At 69.5% G+C, this 21,216-nt stretch carries 21 protein-coding genes and 1 pseudogene; 4 read left to right on the top strand and 18 right to left on the bottom strand.

The features are described from left to right. Positions 1-109: 109 nt before the first annotated feature. From IU450_RS23765 to IU450_RS39925, 5 genes are all read right to left on the bottom strand, one after another. The gene (locus IU450_RS23765; protein WP_195151960.1) at positions 110-382 is read right to left on the bottom strand and encodes a WhiB family transcriptional regulator; all 273 of its coding nucleotides are present in this window, start codon (positions 380-382) and stop codon (positions 110-112) included. A gap of 28 nt (positions 383-410) precedes the next feature. Continuing rightward, a complete protein-coding gene (locus IU450_RS23770; RefSeq protein ID WP_195151961.1) occupies positions 411-956 on the bottom strand; it encodes an HNH endonuclease in 546 nt (181 codons plus the stop codon). Positions 957-1,010: 54 nt separating this feature from the next. After that, positions 1,011-1,238 (bottom strand): hypothetical protein, encoded by a 228-nt coding sequence (locus IU450_RS23775; RefSeq protein WP_195151962.1) that lies wholly within the window; start codon positions 1,236-1,238, stop codon positions 1,011-1,013. A 33-nt stretch (positions 1,239-1,271) separates the two neighbouring features. Beyond that, complete coding sequence (locus tag IU450_RS23780; RefSeq protein ID WP_195151963.1) at positions 1,272-1,808, bottom strand: DM13 domain-containing protein; 537 nt, start codon at positions 1,806-1,808, stop codon at positions 1,272-1,274. Positions 1,809-1,908: 100 nt separating this feature from the next. Beyond that, a complete protein-coding gene (locus IU450_RS39925; RefSeq protein ID WP_228835021.1) occupies positions 1,909-2,259 on the bottom strand; it encodes a hypothetical protein in 351 nt (116 codons plus the stop codon). A gap of 245 nt (positions 2,260-2,504) precedes the next feature. Here IU450_RS39925 and IU450_RS23790 point away from each other — a divergent pair. After that, positions 2,505-2,735 (top strand): annotated as a pseudogene (locus IU450_RS23790) (winged helix-turn-helix transcriptional regulator); the annotation flags it as partial. 225 nt (positions 2,736-2,960) lie between these two features. Here IU450_RS23790 and IU450_RS23795 read toward each other — a convergent pair. The 4 genes from IU450_RS23795 to IU450_RS23810 are packed head-to-tail and all read right to left on the bottom strand — an operon-like array spanning position 2,961 to position 6,674. Then, positions 2,961-4,250: an acyl-CoA dehydrogenase family protein gene (locus IU450_RS23795; protein WP_195151964.1), complete on the bottom strand. Its 1,290-nt coding sequence runs from the start codon at positions 4,248-4,250 to the stop codon at positions 2,961-2,963. A gap of 2 nt (positions 4,251-4,252) precedes the next feature. Next, complete coding sequence (locus tag IU450_RS23800; RefSeq protein ID WP_195151965.1) at positions 4,253-4,891, bottom strand: TetR/AcrR family transcriptional regulator; 639 nt, start codon at positions 4,889-4,891, stop codon at positions 4,253-4,255. Beyond that, positions 4,888-5,937, bottom strand: coding sequence for a zinc-binding dehydrogenase (locus IU450_RS23805; protein ID WP_195151966.1), 1,050 nt, complete (start codon positions 5,935-5,937; stop codon positions 4,888-4,890). Before IU450_RS23805 ends, IU450_RS23800 begins: the two co-directional genes overlap by 4 nt. Beyond that, positions 5,934-6,674 carry an SDR family NAD(P)-dependent oxidoreductase gene (locus tag IU450_RS23810; RefSeq protein ID WP_195151967.1) on the bottom strand — a complete coding sequence of 247 codons (741 nt, stop codon included), beginning with the start codon at positions 6,672-6,674 and terminating at the stop codon, positions 5,934-5,936. Before IU450_RS23810 ends, IU450_RS23805 begins: the two co-directional genes overlap by 4 nt. Before the next feature lie 243 nt (positions 6,675-6,917). On the opposite strand from IU450_RS23810, the gene IU450_RS23815 reads away from it, so the two are divergent. After that, positions 6,918-9,098: a malate synthase G gene (locus IU450_RS23815; RefSeq protein WP_195151968.1), complete on the top strand. Its 2,181-nt coding sequence runs from the start codon at positions 6,918-6,920 to the stop codon at positions 9,096-9,098. A gap of 642 nt (positions 9,099-9,740) precedes the next feature. Further along, the gene (locus IU450_RS23820; protein WP_195151969.1) at positions 9,741-10,256 is read left to right on the top strand and encodes a hypothetical protein; all 516 of its coding nucleotides are present in this window, start codon (positions 9,741-9,743) and stop codon (positions 10,254-10,256) included. Here IU450_RS23820 and IU450_RS39930 read toward each other — a convergent pair. Then, positions 10,250-10,648: a hypothetical protein gene (locus tag IU450_RS39930; RefSeq protein WP_228835022.1), complete on the bottom strand. Its 399-nt coding sequence runs from the start codon at positions 10,646-10,648 to the stop codon at positions 10,250-10,252. The two genes, IU450_RS23820 and IU450_RS39930, sit on opposite strands and share 7 nt — an antisense overlap. 294 nt (positions 10,649-10,942) lie before the next feature. Beyond that, positions 10,943-11,677 (bottom strand): PaaI family thioesterase, encoded by a 735-nt coding sequence (locus IU450_RS23830; protein WP_195151970.1) that lies wholly within the window; start codon positions 11,675-11,677, stop codon positions 10,943-10,945. A gap of 377 nt (positions 11,678-12,054) precedes the next feature. On the opposite strand from IU450_RS23830, the gene IU450_RS23835 reads away from it, so the two are divergent. Beyond that, positions 12,055-12,828, top strand: coding sequence for an NAD(P)H-dependent oxidoreductase (locus IU450_RS23835; RefSeq protein WP_195151971.1), 774 nt, complete (start codon positions 12,055-12,057; stop codon positions 12,826-12,828). An 8-nt stretch (positions 12,829-12,836) separates the two neighbouring features. On the opposite strand, the gene IU450_RS23840 is transcribed toward IU450_RS23835, so the two are convergent. The 7 genes from IU450_RS23840 to IU450_RS23870 all read right to left on the bottom strand — a co-directional run bounded on the left by IU450_RS23840 (position 12,837) and on the right by IU450_RS23870 (position 21,214). Continuing rightward, positions 12,837-13,484 (bottom strand): DUF305 domain-containing protein, encoded by a 648-nt coding sequence (locus IU450_RS23840; protein WP_324197786.1) that lies wholly within the window; start codon positions 13,482-13,484, stop codon positions 12,837-12,839. Positions 13,485-13,486: 2 nt separating this feature from the next. Then, positions 13,487-15,061: an LVIVD repeat-containing protein gene (locus IU450_RS23845; RefSeq protein WP_195151973.1), complete on the bottom strand. Its 1,575-nt coding sequence runs from the start codon at positions 15,059-15,061 to the stop codon at positions 13,487-13,489. A 157-nt stretch (positions 15,062-15,218) separates the two neighbouring features. After that, positions 15,219-16,148 carry a 3-methyladenine DNA glycosylase gene (locus tag IU450_RS23850; RefSeq protein ID WP_195151974.1) on the bottom strand — a complete coding sequence of 310 codons (930 nt, stop codon included), beginning with the start codon at positions 16,146-16,148 and terminating at the stop codon, positions 15,219-15,221. A gap of 46 nt (positions 16,149-16,194) precedes the next feature. Next, positions 16,195-17,259: a hemolysin family protein gene (locus IU450_RS23855; RefSeq protein ID WP_195151975.1), complete on the bottom strand. Its 1,065-nt coding sequence runs from the start codon at positions 17,257-17,259 to the stop codon at positions 16,195-16,197. Continuing rightward, entirely contained in the window at positions 17,252-18,634 is a 1,383-nt protein-coding gene (locus IU450_RS23860) for a hemolysin family protein (RefSeq protein WP_195151976.1), read from the bottom strand. Before IU450_RS23860 ends, IU450_RS23855 begins: the two co-directional genes overlap by 8 nt. Before the next feature lie 244 nt (positions 18,635-18,878). Next, positions 18,879-20,315 (bottom strand): GuaB1 family IMP dehydrogenase-related protein, encoded by a 1,437-nt coding sequence (locus tag IU450_RS23865; protein WP_195151977.1) that lies wholly within the window; start codon positions 20,313-20,315, stop codon positions 18,879-18,881. Between the two features lie 53 nt (positions 20,316-20,368). Then, complete coding sequence (locus IU450_RS23870; RefSeq protein ID WP_195151978.1) at positions 20,369-21,214, bottom strand: DMT family transporter; 846 nt, start codon at positions 21,212-21,214, stop codon at positions 20,369-20,371. Positions 21,215-21,216: the final 2 nt, after the last annotated feature.

Consider the following 21,216-nt stretch of genomic DNA (forward strand, 5'->3'; position numbering starts at 1 on the left):
CCACGCGCCCCAGTGTATGGTCACCGGCTCCGGCCGGACTCGGCGAGGCTCCTCCTGACCAGGGGAAGGCGTCATCCGCCGCCGCGCGCGAAGGCACGGCGGCGGAACCTCAGTGGCGGATCACTCGTCCGCGGTCGAACTCGTGTCCGCCCCAGACGCCGGACTGCCCGGTGCGCGCGGCGAAATTCCCACACGCCTGACGAATCGGGCAGCCCGCGCAGACTTCTCGTGCGTAGTCGAAGTCCTGCGACGGGTACGGGAACCAGGCTTCGTGGTTCGGGTCGCCGCGGCAGGCCGCCCGGTGCCACCCTCGGGAATCCGAGAGCGGGAGCAGGTCGGCCAGGGTCAGCTCCGCGACGGCGGTGGTCTCGGTGCGCGTCATCGCGATCTTCTCCTTTCTCGGGTCGTGGTCAGGTCGCGGCCAGTTGCTTCCAGATCCGCCGCTGCTGCCTGACCTGGTGGGTGGGGGCCTTCGGCTCCCAGAGCAGGCGCATGCCCGCCTCCTCCGGGGTGCGGTCCGCCTTGGCCGAGTTGCACGGCGCGCAGCAGGCCACGAGGTTGCTCCAGGTGTTCGGCCCGCCCCGGGACCGCGGCCGGATGTGGTCCACGGTGCGCGCCCACCCCGCGCAGTAGCCGCACCGGTTCCGGTCGCGGCGCAGCACGCCCGCCAGCGTGGCCCTGCTCTCGTCGTGCACCAGCACGGTGTGCTCCAGGTAGACGTAGCGCAGCAGCCGAATCGTCAGCGGCAGAGCGAGTTCCACGTGCCGCGACCGGATCGGGAAGTGTGGTTCGCGGTCGGCGACCGACTCCGCGGCTCCGGCGACCAGCAGCACCACCGCCCGGTCGGCCTTGATCTCGTCGAGCGCCTCGTAGGAGGCGTTCAGGACGAGGACCTCGGTGTGTATCCAGTTGTCGGCGGTGGGCGCCGCCTGGTCGGCGGCACGGCGGAACGTCATGGGGTTCACCACGTTTCGTGCGGAATCGAGCGAAGGGGGAGAGGAAGGCGGCGATCAGCCGAGGGCCTGGAGGCGGCTGTCGTCCGGTTCGCCGTGCGGTGCGCGCATCGGCCTGCCGAACGCATTGCCCGCGACCGACGAACGCGCCGTCTCGGCTTGCGTCCGCTTCGTCGTCTCCGGAATCACTGCCGCCCCTCCTCTCCACTGCTCGGCGACCACCTCGAGGCGGTGATCGTTGTCGAAACACATGGTGGCACAGCGCACCCGCCGTTGTCGGGTCATTTTCCGGCGGTGCCCGGCGGGGGTTCCCGGGGGTCAGACCGGTCGCAGTTCGGCGGCGCCGAAGGAGACGTTGAACCGGTCGCACCAGATCGCGACGCTGGTCAGCTGGGTGAGGTCGGCGTCGGCGGGAACGGCGTAGTTCTGGTTGCCCTGGTTCCCCTTGAGCTTGCCCAGGTCGGTGTGCGCCCCGTCGTCGAAGACGAACCACCCGTCACGGCCTTCGCGCACCGGCGCGTCGGTGAGCCAGACGTGCAGGTCGGGGCCGTCGGAGGTGTCGAGGTTCTCCAGTCGCAGCACGGTGTTGCCGTCGGGCAGTCGCAGGACGACGACGGTGCCCGTGGTGGCGTGCTCGTGCGAGACGAACGTGCCCTGTGCGATGGCGCGCGGCTGCGGTGCCGCATCGCCCGGACCGGGCGCCGTGGCGGCCGACGGCGCCGCCTCCTGCACGGTGGTGTCGGTGAACAGCCGCCACGGCTGGAATACGGCCAGTCCGGCGCCGAGTGCCGCCACCAGCAACACCGCGACGGTCCAGGTGATCGGCGATCGGGCGATCCTGCGTGCGGACACCATGGCTTCTCCTCGGAGCGTCGTCGCGTGACCGGCGATCGGGTCGGCTCACCGCGCAGGGCTTTTCGCCCTCATCGAATTATGGGGGCGAGCGGCGGCGGCGTTAACGGATCGGGCAGGTGTCATCCGATCGGCGACTGCCGAGCAGGACCCGACCGGTGAAGTGGGTCTGCTCGGCCCGTGGCAACGGGTGGAAGAGGCAGCCGTGCACGTCGCGGTAGCGCATCTCCAGTTCACAGGTGCGGGAGTAGCCGAGCCCACCGACGGTTTCGATGGCCAGGCGCACGGTGTGCACGAGCGCGTCCGCCGCGGCGGTCTTCCGGCTGAGCGTCCGGCTCGCGTACTGGTCGGTGTTGACGAAGTGCAGAACGGGATGGCGCAGTGCAGCACCTGCGGTCCGTCCGGTGCGTCGTCCCAGCGCACACTGGTCACCAGGACTGTGCCCGCCTCGCATCCGCTGGCAGGAGCTTTGCGCGCGTGCACCCGGTAGCCGCCCTCCACCCGCTCGGCGTGGCCGTTGGAGCCGACCCGGTCGGAGGCGCCGGTGCTGACCAGGATGGCGCCCGCGACCACCTTGGCGAACAGCGGGGCGGCGTCGATGCCGTGATTGTGCCGCCACACCTGCGCGGCGACCAGGTGGGTGTGCATCGCGAAGGCGACCCAACGAGACCCCGTCCGCGAGGTGCCATGACGACTTCGATGCCGAGTTACGGCCAGTACTGCCCGATTTCCCGGGCGCTCGACGTGGTGGGCGAGCGCTGGTCACTGCTGATCCTGCGCGACCTGCTGCTGGGCACCACCCGGTTCAACGACCTCGCGCGTGGCTTGCCCGGCCTGTCGCGCGGCCTGCTCGCCAAACGTCTGCGGCAGTTCGAGCGCGCCGGACTGGTGGAGAAGCTGGTCGGCGAATACCTGCTCACCGACGCGGGCCGGGAGCTGGAGCCGATCCTGTTCGGTCTCGGCGAACGGGGCGCGCGCTGGACCGCACGCGCTGCGGACGGGCCGTGTGGGATTCACCGGCCCGCCCGCGCTGACCCGCCGGATGCCGTCGGTGCTGCGGCTCAGTCCCGTCGCCGGATACGCGGACACCTCGCACGTCGGGGACACCGCCAAGCGCGCGTCCTGAACTCGGGCGCCATCCCCGCGTGCGCTCGGTCAGAGGTTTCCGACGATGTGCTCGAGGCGCCGGGCCACCAGTTCGCGCGCCTTCTCCCGGAGCGCGGGCCGGTATCCGCTCGGGTACACCGGGTCGGCGGGGGCGTAGTCCTTCAGCACCTCTTTCGCGAGGGTGATCTTGTGCACCTCGGTGGGGCCGTCGGCGAGGGCCATCACCTCCGCGTAGCTGAGCATGTCGATGAACGGCAGGTCCTGGCTGACGCCGATCGCGCCGTGCAAGTGCAGCGCGCGCTGGGCGATGTCGTGCATCACCTTGGGCATGGCGACCTTGATGGCGGCGATGTCCTTGCGGACCTTCGTGTAGTCCTGCTCCTTGTCGATGCGCCAGGCCGTGCGCAGCACCAGCAGCCGGAACTGCTCCATCTCGATCCAGCTGTCGGCGATGCGTTCCTGGGTCATCTGCAACCCGGCCAGCGGGCCGCCGCGCATCGGGCGCGAGACCGCGCGCTCGGCCATCATGTCGAACGCTCTACGCACCATGGCGACCGTGCGCATCGCGTGATGCACGCGGCCGCCGCCCAACCGCGTCTGCGCGACCACGAAGCCCTGTCCCTCGGCGCCGAGCAGGTGGTCGGCGGGGACGCGGACGTCGGTGAACCGCAGGTGTCCCTCGTGCTCGCTGAATCCGGCGACGTGGAAGTTCTTCACGATCTCCAGACCGGGCGCGTCGGCGGGCACGATGAACATCGACATGCCCCGATACGGGCTCACGTCCGGGTCGGTCACCACCATGACGATGTGGAAGGCGGCGAATCGGGCGTTGGAGTTGAACCACTTCTCGCCGTTGATCACCCAGTGGTCGCCGTCGCGCACCGCGCGGGTCCGGAACAGCGTCGGGTCCGAGCCACCGGTCGGCTCGGTCATGACGTAGCACGAGCCGATCTCCCCGGCCAGCAACGGCTCGAGGTAGGTCTGCTTCTGCTCAGGCGTGCCGTAGTGGGCGAGGATCTCCGCGTTGCCGGAATCCGGAGCCTGGCAACCGAATACCGACGGCGCCCACACCGACGTGCCGAGCACCTCGTTGAGCAGGGCGAGCTTCATCTGCCCGTAGCCGGGGCCGCCCAGTTCCGGCCCGAGGTGGCAGGCCCACAGGCCCTGCTCCTTGACCTGTTCCTGCAGCGGCCGCATGAGCGCCATGGCCTCGCGGTCGGTGCGGTCGTACGGATTGGGGTAGAGCAGATCGAGCGGCTCCACCTCGGTCCGGACGAATTCCGCCGCCCAGTCCAGTTTCCGCTGGTACTCCGGGTCGGTCTCGAAATCCCAAGCCATGTTCAGCCTTTCGTGTTCCGTGCGGTGCCGGTCACCACGCCGTCGAGCAAAGTGGTCGTGAGGATGCCGGCGATCTCGCCGGGCGAGCGGTCGCCGTGCGGGCGGTACCAGAACGACACCATGTTCAACATGCCCAGCACGCTGTTGGTGAGCACGTGGTCGGCGGTGCGCAGCGCCCCCTCGGCGTGACCGGCGTCGATGACCCGCTGCCAGCAGTGCTGGACCCGGTCGCGCAGGTCCTGCAGTTGCGCGGCCCGCTCGCCGGTGAGCGCGCCGACGTCGCGCAGTTGGATGGCCACCTCACGCTGATGCCGGATGATCAGCCGCACGTAACTGTCGATCAGCTTGCGCAGCTTGGTGACCGGATCGTCGGGCCCGTCGGCGATCTGTTCGGCGTCGGCCAGCATTCGCTGGATGTAGTCGCGCAGGATCTGCCACAGCAGGTCCTCCTTGGAACCGATGTGGTAGTACAGCGCGCCACGCTGCACGTCGGCGCGCTCGCCGATCTCGGCCACCCCGGTGCCGTGAAAGCCTTTCTCGGCGAACAGGTCGATCGCCGCCCGCACGATCCGCTCCCTGGTGTCGCTCGCCGTCGATTCGGCGGCGGGCGGGCGGCCGCGCCGACGCGAAGGGGCGGTCATCTCGTCGGGTCCAGCACGATCTTGCCCACGCCGTCGGCCCGCTCGGCGAACATTCGATAGGCCGCGGGGCCTTCGGACATGGGGAGGTGGTGGGTGACCACGGCCTCGGGCCGCAACCTGCCCCCCGCGGTGAGCTTCAGCAATGCGGGCAGTTCGTACTGGATCGCACACAGCCCGATGTGGAATTCGAGGTCCTTCACCTGCGCCGCCATCAAGTGGAACGGATAGGCGCGGTTGTGGCTGACGCCGATCACGCTGACTCGGCCGCCGTGCCCGACCGCGCTGATCGCCAGCTTGACGGTTTCGTCGGCGCCCACCGCCTCGATCGCGACATCCGCTCCGCCGCGCAGCGCTTCACGGATCGCCTGTTTCGGGTCGTCGGACTCGACCGGCTCGGCTCCCAGGTCGGCGGCGCGCTTGCGGCGTTCGGCGAGCAGGTCGACGCCGAGCACCCGCGCCGCGCCCATCGCGAAGGCGGACTGCACCGCCATGAGCCCGACGGGGCCGAGGCCGATCACCACCACGGTGTCGCCCGGCGCGATCCGGGCGCGCCGGGCTCCGTACCACGCGGTGGGCGCGTTGTCGGTGAGCACGACGGCGGCGGTGTCGCTCACCTCGTCGGGCAGCTTCGCCAGGTTGCCCGCGGCGTGCGGTACGGCGAGCAGCTGGGCCTGGCACCCCGCCAGCGAGCCGCCGAGCCCGTAGCAGGCGTCGACCGGAAGCGGGTGGCGCTCGCACGCGGTGACGATTCCGGCACGGCACCGCGGGCAGCTGTCACATCCTGCCGACGCGGCGACCAGCACGCGGTCGCCGACCGCGAAGCCGCGGGTGTGCGGCCCCAGTTCGACGATCTCGCCGACCGCTTCGTGCCCGACGCCGTAACCCGCGCCCGCCACGAATCCGTGTCCGGCGTAGATGTGCAGATCACTGCCGCAGATGCCGGAGGCGGTCACCCGGACGATCGCGCCATCGGGTCCTGGCAGAACCGGGTCGGGCTGATCGTGGTACGAGATGGACTGCGGGCCTTCGTAGGTCAGCGCCTTCATCGCCAGCCCCCGTCCACCGCGAGGGTGGCGCCGGTGCAGAACGCGGAGGCGTCGGTGGCGAAGAACAGAGCCGCCCCGACCACCTCGCCGGGCTCGCCGACACGGCGCAGCGCGTTGTGCTCGGTGAGTTCCGTGCGCAGCTCGTCGGGCCACGCCGTGGCGATGTCGGTCTCGAAGGGGCCACATTGGATGGTGTTGACCCGCACGTTCGGCGCGAATGTCTGCGCCAGCCCGCCGGTGAGGGCGTTGAGTCCCGCCTTGGCCGCCGAGTAGGGGACCGCGAACGGCTCCGGCCGTGCCGCCTCGATCGAGGAGATGTTGATGATCGAGCCGCCGCCGTCGGCCGCCATGCGGCTGCCGATCAGGGCCGACAGCCGGAACGGGCCTTTCAGGTTGACGCCGATGACCTTGTCGAACAACGCCTCGGTGACCTGGTCCAGGCTCGGGTACAGCGGTGAGAGGCCCGCGTTGTTGACCAGCACGTCCACCCGGCCGAACGCGCCGTAGACCGTCTCCACCAGAGCGTCGCACTGCGACCAGTCGCTGACGTTGCAGGCCACCGGCAGGGCGCGGCGGCCGAACCGCTGCGTCACCTCCTCGGCGAGCGCGGCGCACCCCTCCAGCTTGCGGCTGGCGATCACCACGTCCGCGCCTGCTTCGGCGAACGCGAGCACCATCTGTTTGCCCAGACCGCGACTGCCCCCGGTGACGACGGCGACCTTGTCGGTGAGTGACACCTGAACTCCTGCGTGGATCGAGAAATGTTCCGATCAGTACATTAAATCGGCCGCGGGTTACGATCAAGGGGCTGTCCGGCCGACCGCCGACGGCTCGACGACCCGCCGGGTGAAGACCTGCTCATATCGGCGTGGCGGACAGATTTGGGCACAGGGCCGCACGACCCGGCGCGCGGTGGCACCACTACCCGCGGGTAACATGGCTTTGTTTTCCCACCCGGTTTCGCGGAAGTGAGGCAGTAGATGACAGAGCGGATTCAGGTCGGCGGGCTCCAGGTGGCACGCGTTCTCCACGAGTTCGTCGAGAACGAGGCGCTCCCCGGGACCGGCGTGGATTCCGCCGCGTTCTGGGCCGGGGCAGAGCAGGTCGTCAACGACCTCGCCCCGCGCAACCGCGCCCTGCTGGCCGAACGCGACGAGATCCAGGGCAAGGTCGATGCCTGGCACGCCGAACACCCCGGCGCGAACTACGACAAGGCCGCCTACAAGAACTTCCTGACCGAGATCGGCTACCTGCGCCCCGAGCCCGCCGATTTCCGGATCACCACCCAGAACGTGGACGACGAGATCGCCGTCACCGCCGGACCGCAGCTCGTGGTGCCGGTGATGAACGCGCGCTTCGCGATCAACGCGGCCAACGCGCGCTGGGGCTCGCTGTACGACGCGCTCTACGGCACCGACGCCATCCCCGAGGGCAACGGCGCGGAGAAGGGCACCGGCTACAACAAGGTGCGCGGCGACAAGGTCATCGAGTGGGCGCGCAACTTCCTCGACGACTCGGTCACCCTGATCACCGGTTCGCACATCGGCTCGACGTCCTACAAGATCGTCGACGGCGAGCTGGAGGTCGGCCTGGAGGACGGCACCAGCATCGGTCTGGCCGACGCGTCCCAGCTGGTCGGCTACCTCGGTGATCCCGAGTCGCCGAGTTCGGTGCTGCTGAAGCACAACGGCCTGCACATCGAGATCCAGATCGACCCGCAGTCCCCGATCGGCAGCACCGACACCGCGGGCGTGAAGGACGTCGTGCTGGAGTCCGCGGTCACCACGATCATGGACTTCGAGGACTCGGTCGCCGCGGTCGACGCCGAAGACAAGGTGCTGTGCTACCACAACTGGCTCGGCCTGATGAAGGGCGACCTCGCGGAGAAGGTCAGCAAGGGCGAGAAGACCTTCACCCGCACCATGAACCCCGACCGCGTGTACACCGCGCTGGACGGCGGCGAATTGGTGCTGCACGGCCGTTCGCTGCTGTTCGTGCGCAACGTCGGTCACCTGATGACGTCCGACGCGATCCTCGACGCCGAGGGCAACGAGGTGCCCGAGGGCATCATGGACGGCCTGATCACCTCGCTGATCGCCAAGCACAGCCTGGCCGATGACGCGAAGCTGAAGAACAGCCGCACCGGTTCGGTCTACATCGTGAAGCCGAAGATGCACGGTCCCGACGAGGTCGCGTTCACCAACGAGCTGTTCGGCCGGATCGAGGACGTGCTCGGGCTGGAGCGCAACACGCTCAAGGTCGGCATCATGGACGAGGAGCGCCGGACCACGGTGAACCTGAAGGCCTGCATCCAGGCCGCCGCCGAACGGGTGGTGTTCATCAACACCGGCTTCCTGGACCGCACCGGTGACGAGATCCACACCTCCATGGAGGCCGGGCCGATGGTCCGCAAGGCCGACATGAAGTCCCAGCAGTGGATCCTGTCCTACGAGGACTGGAATGTCGACACCGGTCTGGCGGCCGGCCTGCCCGGCAAGGCGCAGATCGGCAAGGGCATGTGGGCCATGCCGGACCTGATGGCCGACATGCTCACCCAGAAGATCGGTCACCCGCGCGCGGGTGCCAACACCGCGTGGGTGCCCTCGCCGACCGCCGCCACCTTGCACGCGACGCACTATCACCTGGTCGACGTGTTCAAGCGTCAGCAGGAGATCGCCAAGGGGGGCCGCCGCGCCACCGTCGACGAGATCCTGGAGATCCCGCTGGCCGCCGCGCCGAACTGGACCGACGAGGAGAAGCGCCAGGAACTGGACAACAACTCGCAGTCGATCCTCGGCTACGTGGTGCGCTGGATCGACCAGGGTGTCGGCTGCTCCAAGGTGCCCGACATCAAGGATGTCGCGCTCATGGAAGACCGCGCGACCCTGCGCATCTCCAGCCAGCTGATGGCCAACTGGCTGCGCCACGGCATCGTCACCGCCGACGAGGTGGTGGCCAGCCTGGAGCGGATGGCCCCGGTCGTGGACCGGCAGAACGCCGGTGACCCGAACTACCGGGCGATGGCCGCCGACTTCGCGGGCAGCATCGCCTTCCAGGCGGCCAAGGAGCTCATCCTGGAGGGCACCAAGCAGCCCAACGGGTACACCGAGCCGATCCTGCACCGCCGTCGCCGTGAGGCTAAGGCGCTGGCCTGCGTCTAGTCCGCGCCCATCGCGAATCCCCCGGTCCATCGGCCGGGGGATTTCGTGCTTCGGGGATCCGGAGTTTCGACTCCCGTTTATCGGTCCGTTACCCTGGGGGCCGCACGAGATCGTTCGATTTGTGAGGAAGATTCATGGGAAGCGTTGTGCTCGACATCGTGGCATTGCTCGCCAATCGCGCGGCGATGTTCTGGAATTGGATGGCCACCGGATCGGCGGGCTTCCCGCCGCTGTGAGCGTGCGGTACACGATCTACTTCGAGTAATAGCGAATCCCCCGGTCGGTTTTCCGGCCGGGGGATTTCGCGTTCGGGCCGGAATCGAAAAGCGTTCCGGAATGTTTGTTTTCACACTGGCGGGCTCGGCTGCCCGCGGACCGCGAGTGATCATCGGAATTCGATGCGCGGTACCGTTCTCGGCCACATGAGGCGAGCAGGCGGGCTTTCGAAATCGACTCCGCACCGGTTCGCCGGGTTTCCGTCACGGTTGTGGTGGCCGGTCGGACCGGCGTGATCCCCATGGAGCTGGGTGATTTCGCCACCGATACCGCGCGCGAAGCTGCGGCCCCTCGTATCTTGAACACGTGAACTCCGCTGGGTCCGTGCGCACACGGTCGCGTATTCCTCGTTGGTTCGTGCTGTGGATGGGGCTCCTGACCGCCCTGGTCGTGCTCTGCTGCGCGGCGCTGTTCTGGCAACTCGCCGCGGAGGGCACCTTCCCGACCCTCGTCGTGCTGTGGGTGGTCCTCGGCGTGCTCGGCGGGATCGCCGTCCTGTTCGGGCTGCTCGGCCTGCTGCGCTACCGCGCCCTGTTCCACAGCCTCGCCTCGCCCGTACTGATCGGCGTCCTGGTGGCGCTCACGCTCTACGACGTTCCGGAGGACACCGGCTGGCGGCTGTCCCGCGGGATCCTCGAGAACCAAGCCGTCGACTGCGCCCACTCCGGCCACCGCACCCGCCTGGGCGTCTACACCATCACCTTCATCACGCCCCGGGACGGCGGCTGCCTGTTCTACACCCAGGCGGGCGATCAGGACTCGGAAGGCTTCGCCTTCTTCCGCGACCCGGCCACCCCACCCCACCTCGGCCCTCCGGCCACCAACGGCGTCGAATACTCCGCCTTCGACGGCCAGTGGTACCGCTTCGTCGACACTCACTGAGCCCCGTCGCCGAAGACCTCCTCGAGGGTGTCGGCGGTGACGGCCCGGGTGATCCATGTGGTCAGGCGCGCGTCGTCGGTGCAGGAGTTGATCTCGGCGGCCACCGCTTCGGGGACGTGTCCGCGAGTCGCGAGGACGGTCAGCAACGCCTTTGCCTCTCCCTCGGCTTTGCCTTCCGCCTTGCCTTCGGTCCTGCCGTCGGCGTACAGCTGCTTGAAGTACTGGCTGTAGTACGGGGACGTGTCGGTCGTCATCAGCATCTCCAGGAAGTGCCGGGGCGCTGCTTTCGGCAGTGCGGCCAGTACCAGGTCAATGTACCTTTTGCCGTCCGCGGAGTCGTGTGCTGTCGCGGCGAGGGCGGTGAGGATCGCGTCGCGTTCGGCCAGCTCCACGCCTTGTCGTCGTCGCGCTGCAGTTGCACCTCGACCACGATGCCGAGCACCGGGATACCGGCGGCGGTGAGCGTGACGACCAGGTCCGCCCGATACTCGGTCGGTTCGATATCCGGCAGGTCGCCCGAGTCGACGCGCGCGTGATCGAACTCGGGAAGCGATAGTCCGAGCGTGGAAGTCAGCAGTTTCGCGACCAAAGTTGGTCTGCGCGCCGGACCAATTCGATGAGCACTTCGTGCACCGACGAGGGCATGGCGGCGACGGTACCGATAGCAACCGACAGGTCGGGGTGGATCACCACTCGAACGGCAGCGGTTGGCGGGGCTCGATCCACAGGGCTTCGGCGAGGGCGCAGAGGGTGCCGTCGATGCGGGACAGTGCTACGCCGACCGTGTGTTTGCGGCCGTTCGCCGCGATCGGCCAGCCGTAGGAGAGGTAGGGGTCACCGGCGCGAACGGGTTCGAACTGGGTGGCGGTGAGGGCGGCGGTCACCGCACCCGGGCGCAGGTCACGCAGGGCCATCGCGGCCCACCCGCCGGGGCAGTCCAAAGCGGCCCAGACGTTTTCGGTGGAAAGGAGGCCATCGGGCCCGCCCAGGGACAGATCGGGGGTCCATGCGGCGACGACCATGTCGTGCGTGGGCATGGCCCAGGGGGACAGGCGCAGCCCACGGCCGGGCGGGCAGGCCGCGCCGCAGCCGTAGCAGCGGCTCATTTTGCGCAGCACGTCGGCTGTCGCACTCGCCGCTCGTGCCTGCGCCCAAGTGGGCGCGGGCCGCGGTGTGACCGTAACCGTCGACGCGGACGCTTCGGCGAGCACCGCACCGTCCTGATCGGTGAGCGCCGCGCCGCCCGAGCCGTCGGCGGCCAGCACGACCGGAGTGTCCACCGAAACGCTGCGGCGGAAGTCGACGCGCACCTGCTCGGAACCGCTGGCGGCGGCGAGCAGCCCCGCCACGTACCCGCCGAAAGCCACCCCCGGATAACCCCGCACGTGCCCCGGGACCGTGAACGCATCGGTCCGAATCATTCGCTGCCCAACCTCTCCCGGCCGACGATCGTGATCCGGTTCAGCCGACGATACCGTCGTGGCGTCGCCGGTCCGCCGCCGGGCGACCTGTCGCGACGCGCGCTGCTCGACGCGCGCTGCTCGCTGCTCGAGGAACGCGAGCTCGGCAGCGCGGCCCATTCCGCCGCCCGTGACGACCCGGTGTCTGCCCTCGAAAGTGTTGTCCGGCACCCGCGTTTCTTTCCGCCCGGGTGCGCTCGCCGGATCGACGGTCGTCGAGGGCAACGCGTCGCACCGCGCCCGCGTTCCACGAGACTCCGCGGCCGGAAGGACGCTGCGTCCGCGCAGGTCGGCGGTACGCCGGAATTCCTGCCCGTCCGAGGCTGTTGCGCCCAGACGTGACGAAAGCTGGATCGAACGTACTGGTCGTGTACGCCCACCCGAAGCCGGACTCACTCACCGGCGCGCTGAAAGACGTTGCCGTGCGGCAGTTGCGGGCGCAGGGTCACGAGGTCCGGATCACCGACCTCTATGCGATGGGCTGGAAGGCCGCCGCCGACACCGACGACTTCGGCGCGGTCGAGGAGCCCAACTTCATGCTGGCATCGGGCGAGGCGTACCACAACGGGACGCTGAGTCCCGACATCCGTGCCGAGCAGGAGAAACTGCTGTGGGCGGATGCGGTGGTCCTGCATTTCCCGCTCTGGTGGTTCGGCATGCCCGCGATCATGAAGGGGTGGGTGGACCGGGTCCTCACCTGCGGTTTCGCCTACGGTGCAGGCGGTACGGCGCTGCCCAGGTACGGCGCGGGCGTGCTGGCGGGCCGGCGTGCGATGCTCGTGGTGTCGATCGGCGGCAAGCAGCCGTCGTATTCCGACCGCGGGATCAACGGACCGGTCGAGGATCTGCTGTTCCCCATCCACCACGGCATCCTGTACTACACCGGCATGGACGTGCTGCCGCCGTTCCTGGTGCACGACACGATCCGGCTCGGCTCGGCGCGCTTCGAGGAAGTCGCCCACGACCTGCGGCGGCGGATGTCGGATCTGGCGGAGCTGGAGCCGATTCCCTACCGCGCGCAGGCCGGGGGCGACTACGACCGCAGCCTGCGTCTCGAGCCGGGCCGCGAGACGCGCGGGGCGACCGGGTTCGAATTGCACGTGGCGTCCTGACCCGGTGGTCACGGCCGCGGGACCGCCCCGCGCTGGGTGAGCAGCATGCCCATCATCCCGGCTTCCTGGCCCTGCCCGTGGATCATGGCACGGGCGATCTCCTTGACCGGTCCCGAGCCCAGGAGCCCGTCGGCGGCCTCGGCCATCGCGATTCCGCCCTGATGATGCCGGAACATCAACTGTAGGAACAGGACTTCCGCGTCGCGGCCACGCGCCGTCGCCAAGGCGTCCAGCTCCGCGCCGCTCGCCATCCCGGGCATCAGGGGAGTGGGGGCGGTCTGCGCGACCGCTGCCGGGTGCCGATGCGGCGACGCGTCCGTGGCGTGCATCCACGCCATCGCACGGTCGGAGCTCGGGGCCGCGTTCGCCAGGCGCAGCCAGCCGAGCATGGTGCCGATTTCCAGCCGCTGCGTGCGGTCGAGTTGCTCGGCCAGCCGGGCGATCGCCGGGTCGACCGAGCTGTCGAGCCGCTGCACCATGAGCAGCGCTTGCTGGTGATGGGTGGTCATGTCCTGAACGAAGCCGATCTCCATCACGGTGAGAACGGGTGCGGCGGAACGGTTCTCCGGGAACACCAGGGGCCGCAGCGCGGCGCCCAGCACGAGCAGCGCGAAGGCCGCCGAAACCAGGGCGGCGATTCGCGTCCAGTGCCGCACCGCTACGACCCGACGATCGACTGCTGGTCCGCCGGTGGCGAATACACCTCGTCGTCCAGCCGCAACACCATGAATCCGTTGTCCGAGCACGCGACGTAGAGCTGCGAACCGCGCCATTCCGGCGGCGAGAAGCACCAGTCGGTGGACACGTCGCCGAAGGCGAGGCGACCGGTACGGGGGGTGGTGGCATCCAGCGGGTTGAACTGTCCCTCCAGCACGGCGCGCACCGCGGGTGGCGCGCTCATCAAGGGAACGCCGATGAGCGAGGCGAGCGCGTGCGGCGAATTCCACAGACTCAGGTTCTGCCCGGTGCGGGCGGGCGGGTTGTAATAGGCGATCTCGCGGATGGCGTAGGGATCGCGGATATCGAACACCCGGATGCCCGACGAGATCCACCCGCAGGCCAGCGCGGTCGGGTTCTCCTGCCGGTCCGCGGCGCAGTAGTGCGATTCGTAGGCGAAGGCGGAACCGCCCATGGAGGAGCCGATATTGCTGTCGATGTGCTGCGGCAGGTTGATCTCGAGCTTGATCTTGTTGGCCACCTTGGGCGCGGTCTCGTCGGAGACATCGATGAGTTTGACGCCGCCGGAACCGCCTTCGTCGACGGTGTAGAGGTAGGGCTTGCCGGCGTAGCTGACCGGGACACTGTGCTGGGTCGCCCAGCCGTCCGTCCAGAACACCCGGCCGAGGTGGTGCACCTGCGGGTTCGGATCGCGTCGCTGCACCGCGCTGATATCGAGGACGGTGAATCCGCCCAGCGCGGAGATGTACATCCGGTTGCCGTCGGGGCTTATGCCGAAACCGTGCGCTTCGATGCCGGTCAGCCCCTGCCACACCACGCGCGGGTGAGCCGGGTCGGTCAGGTCGACCGCGCTGACGAAACCGGGTGCGATCCCCGATGCCCAGTACGTGTTGCCGTCCGGGGAGAAGCCGCCCTCGTGCGTGGTGATCGGCAGCGGCATCAGCAGATTCGTTCCCGGGCCCGGGTTGAGCAGCCGCGGATGCGCGCAATCGGAGACGTCGTAGACCGACAGGTAGCCCACGCCCTCGCCGACCGGGACGCCGGTGCCGACCAGCAGCTTGCGCGCGGTATTGACCTTGAGGCTCTCCCAGGTGCCCGCGAGCATGGCGGGCTCGGTCAGCGTCACCGTCGGGCGCGGATGCGCCGGATCGGACACGTCGAGCACCTGGACGCCGCGCGCCTCGCCGATCAGGTCGCCGGGAAAGAACGACCCCAGGTAGGCGCAGTGCTCGAAGCTGGTGGAGGTGATGCCCGCCCCGCGGCCGGCGTAGCCGCCGACGAAGGACATATTGCACCGGTAGCCCTGCGTGCTGCGCCCGCTGTCGCGGTCGGCGGCGGTGACATCGCCTTGCAGGCCGCTCTCGGGAGCGGAGCCCGGTCCGCAGTCGGCCCGGGGGACCGAGGTGCGCCCGACGTCGAGGAACTCTTGGACCGCGTTGCGGGTATCCGATTCCGGATCGGCCGAGGCGCTCACGGGCAGCAGCATGGCCGTGACCATGCCGATGGTGAGCAGAGCCAACGGTTTGGCACGGCACAGTCTGGCCACTGGGCGCATCGTCGCGTCCCCCAACTTCGTCTTCGGGCTTGGCTACCCAGGGTGACTGGGACAGTCACCGCTGAACTGACTGAATGGTAGTAATTCGCGGTAACTTCGGGGGACGGTTTCATCGAATCCCGCTCGGATTCGCCAAGTTTTCCGTCGAGGCGCGGCGTCAGCGCGGGTGGGCCTGCTGCGTGTGCTCGGTCGCGTCGGCGTCCGCCGCCAGCAGTTCGTCGCAGACGCGCAGCATGGTTCGGCGCAGTTCGGCCGCGCGCTGCGCCAGCGCGGACTGGGCGCGAACGTACTCAGCCCGCCCGGTAGCGGTCTCGATGCGCACCGGCTCGTAGCCGAACCCGGACAGGTCGTAGGGGCTGGCGCGCATGTCGAGTTCGCGGGCGGCGCAGGCCAGCTCGAAACAGTCCAGCAGCAGCTCGGAGGAGATCAGCGGGACCAGCTTGAAGCCCCACTTGTACAAGTCCATGTTCGCGTGCAAGCAGCCCGGCTGTTCACGGCGGAGCTGGTCGGCGCGGGTGAGCGGCTCGGCGTTGCGGCCGACGGCCTCCGGAGTGAAGAACCGGTAGGCGTCGAAATGCGTGCAGCGCAGCGACATCGAGTCGACCACGGCGTCGGTGCCCGCTCGTCCGAGGCGTAGCGGCACCTTCTGGTGCCGGATGTCGTCGGTGCGATACACCATCGCCCATTCGTGCAGCCCGAAGCAGGACAGCTGGGCGGGCCGAGACGCGGTGGCGCGCAACAGGTTCGCGACGAACGCGATGGTGTCGCGGCGTTTGGCCAGGTAGGCGGGGTCGGCTGTGTAGCTGCCCGCCGCGGCGCCCTCGGCACCCGAACCGCGGTCGGTGACGACGAGGTGATACCCCCGTGCGCCGTGATACTCGGGGGCATCCGCCAGCCCGGTGCCGTAGCCCGGGTGCCAGCGCCGCAACTGGGCGGGTTTGTTCCCGTAGTAGGTGAACAAGAAGTCGATCACCGGATGTGACGAACCCTGCGCCCGCCGCTCCAGATAGGGCCCCACCAACTCGTCCAGGCGGGCCCGGTGGGCGGCGGCGCGGACCCGCCACTGCGCACCGGACAACACCAGCATGGTCACTCCGCTCCGGCCGGTCCGGTGACGTTCGCTGCCCCGGGCGTCATTCGCCCACCCGGTGCGTGCCGTCTCGGACGGTGCCGACGAACTCCTCCACGAGGTCCTCCAGCGCGACGATGCCGGTGGTGTTGCCCCGCTCGTCCACCACGCGGCCGAGATGGCTGTTGGTGCGGCGCAGCCGCGCCAGTGCCTCGTAGAGCGTGGTGTTCATGCCGACCGTGGGCAGCGGGCGGATATCGGTGCGCGGGATCGGTGTCGTCGGCCCGGCGCTCTCGTCGGCGACCTTGTCGAGCACGTCCTTGACGTGCAGGTAGCCGACCAGCGAACCGTCGCTCGCCCGCACCGGGAAGCGGGAGAACCCGGTCTCGGCGACGGCGGATTCGGTGTCGCCGAGCGTGGTCCCGTTGCCGCGCAGCGGGATCGATCGGGTCGCGTCCAGTGGCACCATCACGTCGGCGACCACCCGGTCACTGGTGCCGAGCGCCTGCGTGAGGCGGCGGTGCTCCTCCTCGTCGAGCAGTCCCTCGGAGCGGGACTCGCCGATCATCTCGGCCAGCTCGACCGTGGAGACGGTGGCCTCGAGCTCGTCCTTCGGCTCGATCCGCAGCAGGCGCAGCGACAGGTTGGCGGCCAGGTTGTAGAACGCGATGAGCGGGCGGGCCAGCCGCAGCCACATCAAGTGCACCGGTACCAGCAGCAGCGCGCTGCGCTCCGGCCCGGCCAGCGCGATGTTCTTCGGGATCATCTCGCCGAACAGGATGTGCAGGATCACCACGATGGTCAGCGCGATCGCGAACGCCACCGGGTGCAGCAGCTGCTCGGGCAGGCCGAGCAACTCGAACGGTCCTTCCAGCAGGTGCGCGACGGCGGGCTCGCCGACGCGGCCGAGCAGGATCGAGCAGATCGTGATGCCCAGCTGTGCGGCAGCGAGCATCATCGAGAGGTTCTCGCCCGCCCGGATGACGGTGTTCGCGTTCCGCTTGCCCTGTGCGGCAAGCGCTTCCAATCGGTCGCGGCGGGCGGAGATGAGCGCGAACTCGGCGGCCACGAAGAAGGCGTTGCTTGCCAGCAGTACGACGGTCAGCAGGATGCCGAACAGGTCACCCATGGCTGTGCTCCTTGGTCGCGAGGGCGTCGGCGTCGACCGGGATCAGCCGGACCCGGTCGATGCGCCGTCCGTCCATGCGCTCCACGCGGGCGATCCAGCCGCCTTCGTCGGGGCTTTCGGTCACCGTCCACTGCTGCGAGCGTGGATTCGGCAGCACGACCTCGTCGCCCGTCACCGGGATGCGGCCGAGCCTGGTCAGTACCAGGCCGCCCAGCGTCTCGTACTCGCCTTCGGGGGCGTCGTATCCGGTCGCCCGGGAGACCTCGTCGATGCGCAGCAGGCCCGAGCAGTCCCAGCCGTCGGAGACGCGCCGCACGTCGCGCTCCTCCTCGTCGTGCTCGTCGCGGACGTCGCCGAGGATCTCCTCGATGATGTCTTCCATGGTGACCATGCCTGCGGTGCCGCCGTACTCGTCCACGACGAGAGCGACCTGCATGCCGTCGGCGCGGACGCGCTCGAGCACCTCGTCGCCGTCCAGGCTCGCGGGCACGATCGGGACCGGCTGGGCGAGCCGGTGCAGGGGAAACGTTCTGCGCGCGTGCGCCGGGCGGGTGAATGCCTGCTTGACGTGCACGAAGCCGAGGGTGTTGTCGAGGTCGCCATCGATCACCGGGAAACGGGAGTAGCCGGTGCGGCCTGCCGCATCGATCAGATCGGCGATGGTGCCGTCCTTGTCCAGCGCTTCGATCTTCACCCGCGGCGTCATCAGTTCCTCGGCGCTGCGCTCGCCGAACTGTAGCGAGCGATCCATCACCTGAGCGGTGGGCTGGTCGAGCGCGCCGCGCAGCGCGGAAGTGCGCACCAGGGAGCCGAGTTCCTGGGGCGAGCGGGCCGAGCGCAACTCTTCGGCGGGCTCGACGCCGAGCCTGCGGACCACCCAGTTGGCGGTGCCGTTGAGGAAGTGGATCATCCATTTGAACACCACCGAGAACGCGATCATCGGCCCGGCCGTGACGCGGGCGGTGGCCAGCGCCTTGGCGATGGCGATGTTCTTGGGCACCAGCTCGCCGTAGATCATCGACAGCGAGGTGGCCAGGATCAAGGCCAGCGTCAAGGCGACGCCGCTCGCCGCGGCATCGCTGAGTCCGAGACCGGTGAACACCGGATTCAGCAGCCTGGCCAGCACCGGTTCGGCGATGTAACCGGTGATCAGCGTCGTGATGGTGATACCGAGCTGGGCGCCCGACAGCTGGAACGACAGGGTGCGATGCGCCTTGCGAACCATCCGGGCGCGGACGTCACCGGTGCGGGCGTGCGCCTCGACGGTGCTGCGCTCCAGCGCGGTGAGGGAGAATTCCGCGGCGACGAACAGGGCGGTGCCGACGGTGAGTGCGATGAACCCGATCAGGCTGAGCGCGGTGAGCGCGATGGACATCGTCAGCACCACCTGAGCGGTGCCGGGAGACAGCCTGTGCGGGGTGGGACTACTGCGGGGAGGAGGACGCCGGGGTCGTCACCCGGCTCGGTAGAGGAGCCCTCCTGTACGGCGCCCTCGGACGCGGGTGACAACTGGATCCTTTCGCAAATGAGTCGTGGTGCCGGTGTCCGGCAACCACCATGCTACCGGCCCACCTGCCGAGCAGCGTGGGCCGGTGCCGGTGTAATGCGCGTGTCGGCGCTCACCAACCGCTGGGCAGCGGGCGACCCTCGGCGAATCCGGCCGCGGACTGCACACCCAGCACGGCCTTGTCGTGGAATTCGGTGAGCGTGCGCGCCCCGGCGTACGTGCACGCGCTGCGCACACCCGAGCAGATGTGGTCGATGAGGTCCTCGACGCCGGGGCGCTCGGGGTCCAGCCGCATCCGCGAACTGGAGATGCCCTCTTCGAACAGCCCCTTACGCGCGCGGTCGAATTCGCTGTCGGAGGCGGTGCGTGCGGCGACGGCCCGCTTGGACGCCATGCCGAAACTCTCTTTGTACGCGTTGCCGTCGCGATCGACGCGCAGGTCGCCGGGGGACTCGTAGGTACCGGCGAACCAGGAGCCGATCATCACGTTGGACGCGCCCGCGGCCAGCGCGAGCGCCACGTCGCGGGGATGGCGCACGCCGCCGTCGGCCCAGATGTGCACGCCGAGTTCCGCGGCGGCGGTCGCGCATTCGGCCACCGCGGAGAACTGCGGGCGGCCGACGCCGGTCATCATCCGGGTGGTGCACATGGCGCCGGGGCCGACGCCGACCTTGATGATGTCCGCGCCCGCCTCGGCGAGATCCCTGGTGCCCTCGGCGGAGACCACGTTGCCCGCGACCAGCGGGACGCCGAGCCCGAGATCGCGCACCGCGGCGAGGGTTTCGAGCATCTTGGCCTGGTGACCGTGCGCGGTGTCGATGACGAGCAGGTCGGCGCCCGAATCCACCAGGGACTTGGCCTTCGCGGCCACGTCGCCGTTGATGCCCACCGCGGCCGCGACGCGCAGCTTGCCCGTGGCGTCGACGGCGGGCTGATAGATGCCCGCGCGGAGGGCGCCGGTGCGGGTCAGCACCCCGGCGAGGGTGCCGTCCTCGGCGGTGAGCACGGCGAACTCGGCGTGCTCGGCGTGCAGCAGGTCGAACAGATCGCGGGGGGTGGTGGCGGCGGGAGCCCGCACGAAATCGGTCACCGCGACCTCACGCAACCGGGCGAAGCGGTCGACATCGGCGCAGGCGGCCTCGGTCACCACACCGACCGGGCGTCCGCCGTCGGTCACCACCACCGCGCCGTGCGCGCGCTTGTGCATGAGGGCCACGGCCTCGGAGACCGAGCGGTCGGGGTCGAGGGTCACGGGGGTGTCGGCGGTGAGCGAGCGGCTCTTGACGAAGGCGATGGTGTCGGCGGCCGCGGTGATCGGCAGGTCCTGCGGAAGGACGACGAGGCCGCCGCGGCGGGCCACGGTCTCGGCCATTCTGCGCCCGGCGACGGCGGTCATGTTGGCCACGACGATCGGGATGGTGGTGCCGGACCCGTCGGTGGTCGACAGATCGACGTCGAAGCGCGACGCGACGTCCGTCCGGTTCGGGACGAGGAAGAGGTCGTCGTAGGTCAGGTCGTACGGCGGCTGATGACCGGGGAGAAAGCGCACTCGACCGATCATAACCGGGAGCCGACCGGCGCGGGCTCTTCTGCGCGAGCGCCTCAGGCGGTCGCCTGGGAGCGGGACAGCGAGACGGCGGTGGCGCACATGACGAGCACGGCGCCCGCGACGACGACGAGCCCGCCCGCGCCGGTTTGCAACCGCTCGTCCAGCACGGCGAAGCCGATGAATGCCGCGGCGAGCGGCTCGGCGATGGTGACGGCGGGCAGCGACGCGGTCAGCGGGCCGACTTGGTACGCGCGCTGCTGCAGGTACACGCCCGCGACGCCGGCCGCGATCAGCGCCCAGGTCTGCCAGGCGCCGAGCACGTGGCCGACGCCGTGGTCGAACAGATCCGTGACGTAGGAGGTGACGGCGGCGGCCAGCCCGTACAGCGCACCGCTCGCCACGCCCAGCAGCAGCGCGCGCAGCCCGGGATCGCGCGCGGTGACGCCGCCGACCGTAGCGGCGGCGATCAGGCCGAGCAGGATGCCCAGCGGGATGAGCCAATCACTCAGCGGCGCATCGGCATTGCCCGCGGTCGGATTGCCGACGAGCAGGAAGCAGGCCAGCGCGGCGGTGAGCGCCAAGGCGGTCGCCCAGGTGCGGGGCGGCACGCGGCGGTGATTGATCCGCGCGGACAGCGGTAGCGCGAACACCAGCGCGCTCACCAGGATCGGCTGCACCAGCAGGACCGCGCCCAGGGCGAGCGCGGCGACCTGCATCGCGTATCCGCCCGCATCGCCGACGACGCCGCCCCACCAGCGGGGACTGCGCATCAGCGCGCGGATCAGCGACTCACCCTCCGGCACCGCGGCCGCCGCATGCTGCTGCGCGACCGCGGCGACCGCGAACAGTAGCGCCGCCAGTAGGGCGCAGACGACGGCGGCAGCCGGATGGGTGGACACCA

The organism is Nocardia abscessus (assembly GCF_015477775.1).
In the GTDB taxonomy this organism is placed as follows: Bacteria; Actinomycetota; Actinomycetes; order Mycobacteriales; family Mycobacteriaceae; genus Nocardia; species Nocardia abscessus_A.

What these genes read in the sequence shown, in the direction of transcription:
- IU450_RS23765 (WP_195151960.1), bottom strand. Translation starts at nt 382, where the DNA reads ATGACGCGCACCGAGACCACCGCCGTCGCGGAGCTGACCCTGGCCGAC.
- IU450_RS23770 (WP_195151961.1), bottom strand. Translation starts at nt 956, where the DNA reads ATGACGTTCCGCCGTGCCGCCGACCAGGCGGCGCCCACCGCCGACAAC.
- IU450_RS23775 (WP_195151962.1), bottom strand. Translation starts at nt 1,238, where the DNA reads ATGACCCGACAACGGCGGGTGCGCTGTGCCACCATGTGTTTCGACAAC.
- IU450_RS23780 (WP_195151963.1), bottom strand. Translation starts at nt 1,808, where the DNA reads ATGGTGTCCGCACGCAGGATCGCCCGATCGCCGATCACCTGGACCGTC.
- IU450_RS39925 (WP_228835021.1), bottom strand. Translation starts at nt 2,259, where the DNA reads ATGCGAGGCGGGCACAGTCCTGGTGACCAGTGTGCGCTGGGACGACGC.
- IU450_RS23795 (WP_195151964.1), bottom strand. Translation starts at nt 4,250, where the DNA reads ATGGCTTGGGATTTCGAGACCGACCCGGAGTACCAGCGGAAACTGGAC.
- IU450_RS23800 (WP_195151965.1), bottom strand. Translation starts at nt 4,891, where the DNA reads ATGACCGCCCCTTCGCGTCGGCGCGGCCGCCCGCCCGCCGCCGAATCG.
- IU450_RS23805 (WP_195151966.1), bottom strand. Translation starts at nt 5,937, where the DNA reads ATGAAGGCGCTGACCTACGAAGGCCCGCAGTCCATCTCGTACCACGAT.
- IU450_RS23815 (WP_195151968.1), top strand. Translation starts at nt 6,918, where the DNA reads ATGACAGAGCGGATTCAGGTCGGCGGGCTCCAGGTGGCACGCGTTCTC.
- IU450_RS23820 (WP_195151969.1), top strand. Translation starts at nt 9,741, where the DNA reads ATGGGGCTCCTGACCGCCCTGGTCGTGCTCTGCTGCGCGGCGCTGTTC.
- IU450_RS23830 (WP_195151970.1), bottom strand. Translation starts at nt 11,677, where the DNA reads ATGATTCGGACCGATGCGTTCACGGTCCCGGGGCACGTGCGGGGTTAT.
- IU450_RS23845 (WP_195151973.1), bottom strand. Translation starts at nt 15,061, where the DNA reads ATGCGCCCAGTGGCCAGACTGTGCCGTGCCAAACCGTTGGCTCTGCTC.
- IU450_RS23850 (WP_195151974.1), bottom strand. Translation starts at nt 16,148, where the DNA reads ATGCTGGTGTTGTCCGGTGCGCAGTGGCGGGTCCGCGCCGCCGCCCAC.
- IU450_RS23855 (WP_195151975.1), bottom strand. Translation starts at nt 17,259, where the DNA reads ATGGGTGACCTGTTCGGCATCCTGCTGACCGTCGTACTGCTGGCAAGC.
- IU450_RS23860 (WP_195151976.1), bottom strand. Translation starts at nt 18,634, where the DNA reads ATGTCCATCGCGCTCACCGCGCTCAGCCTGATCGGGTTCATCGCACTC.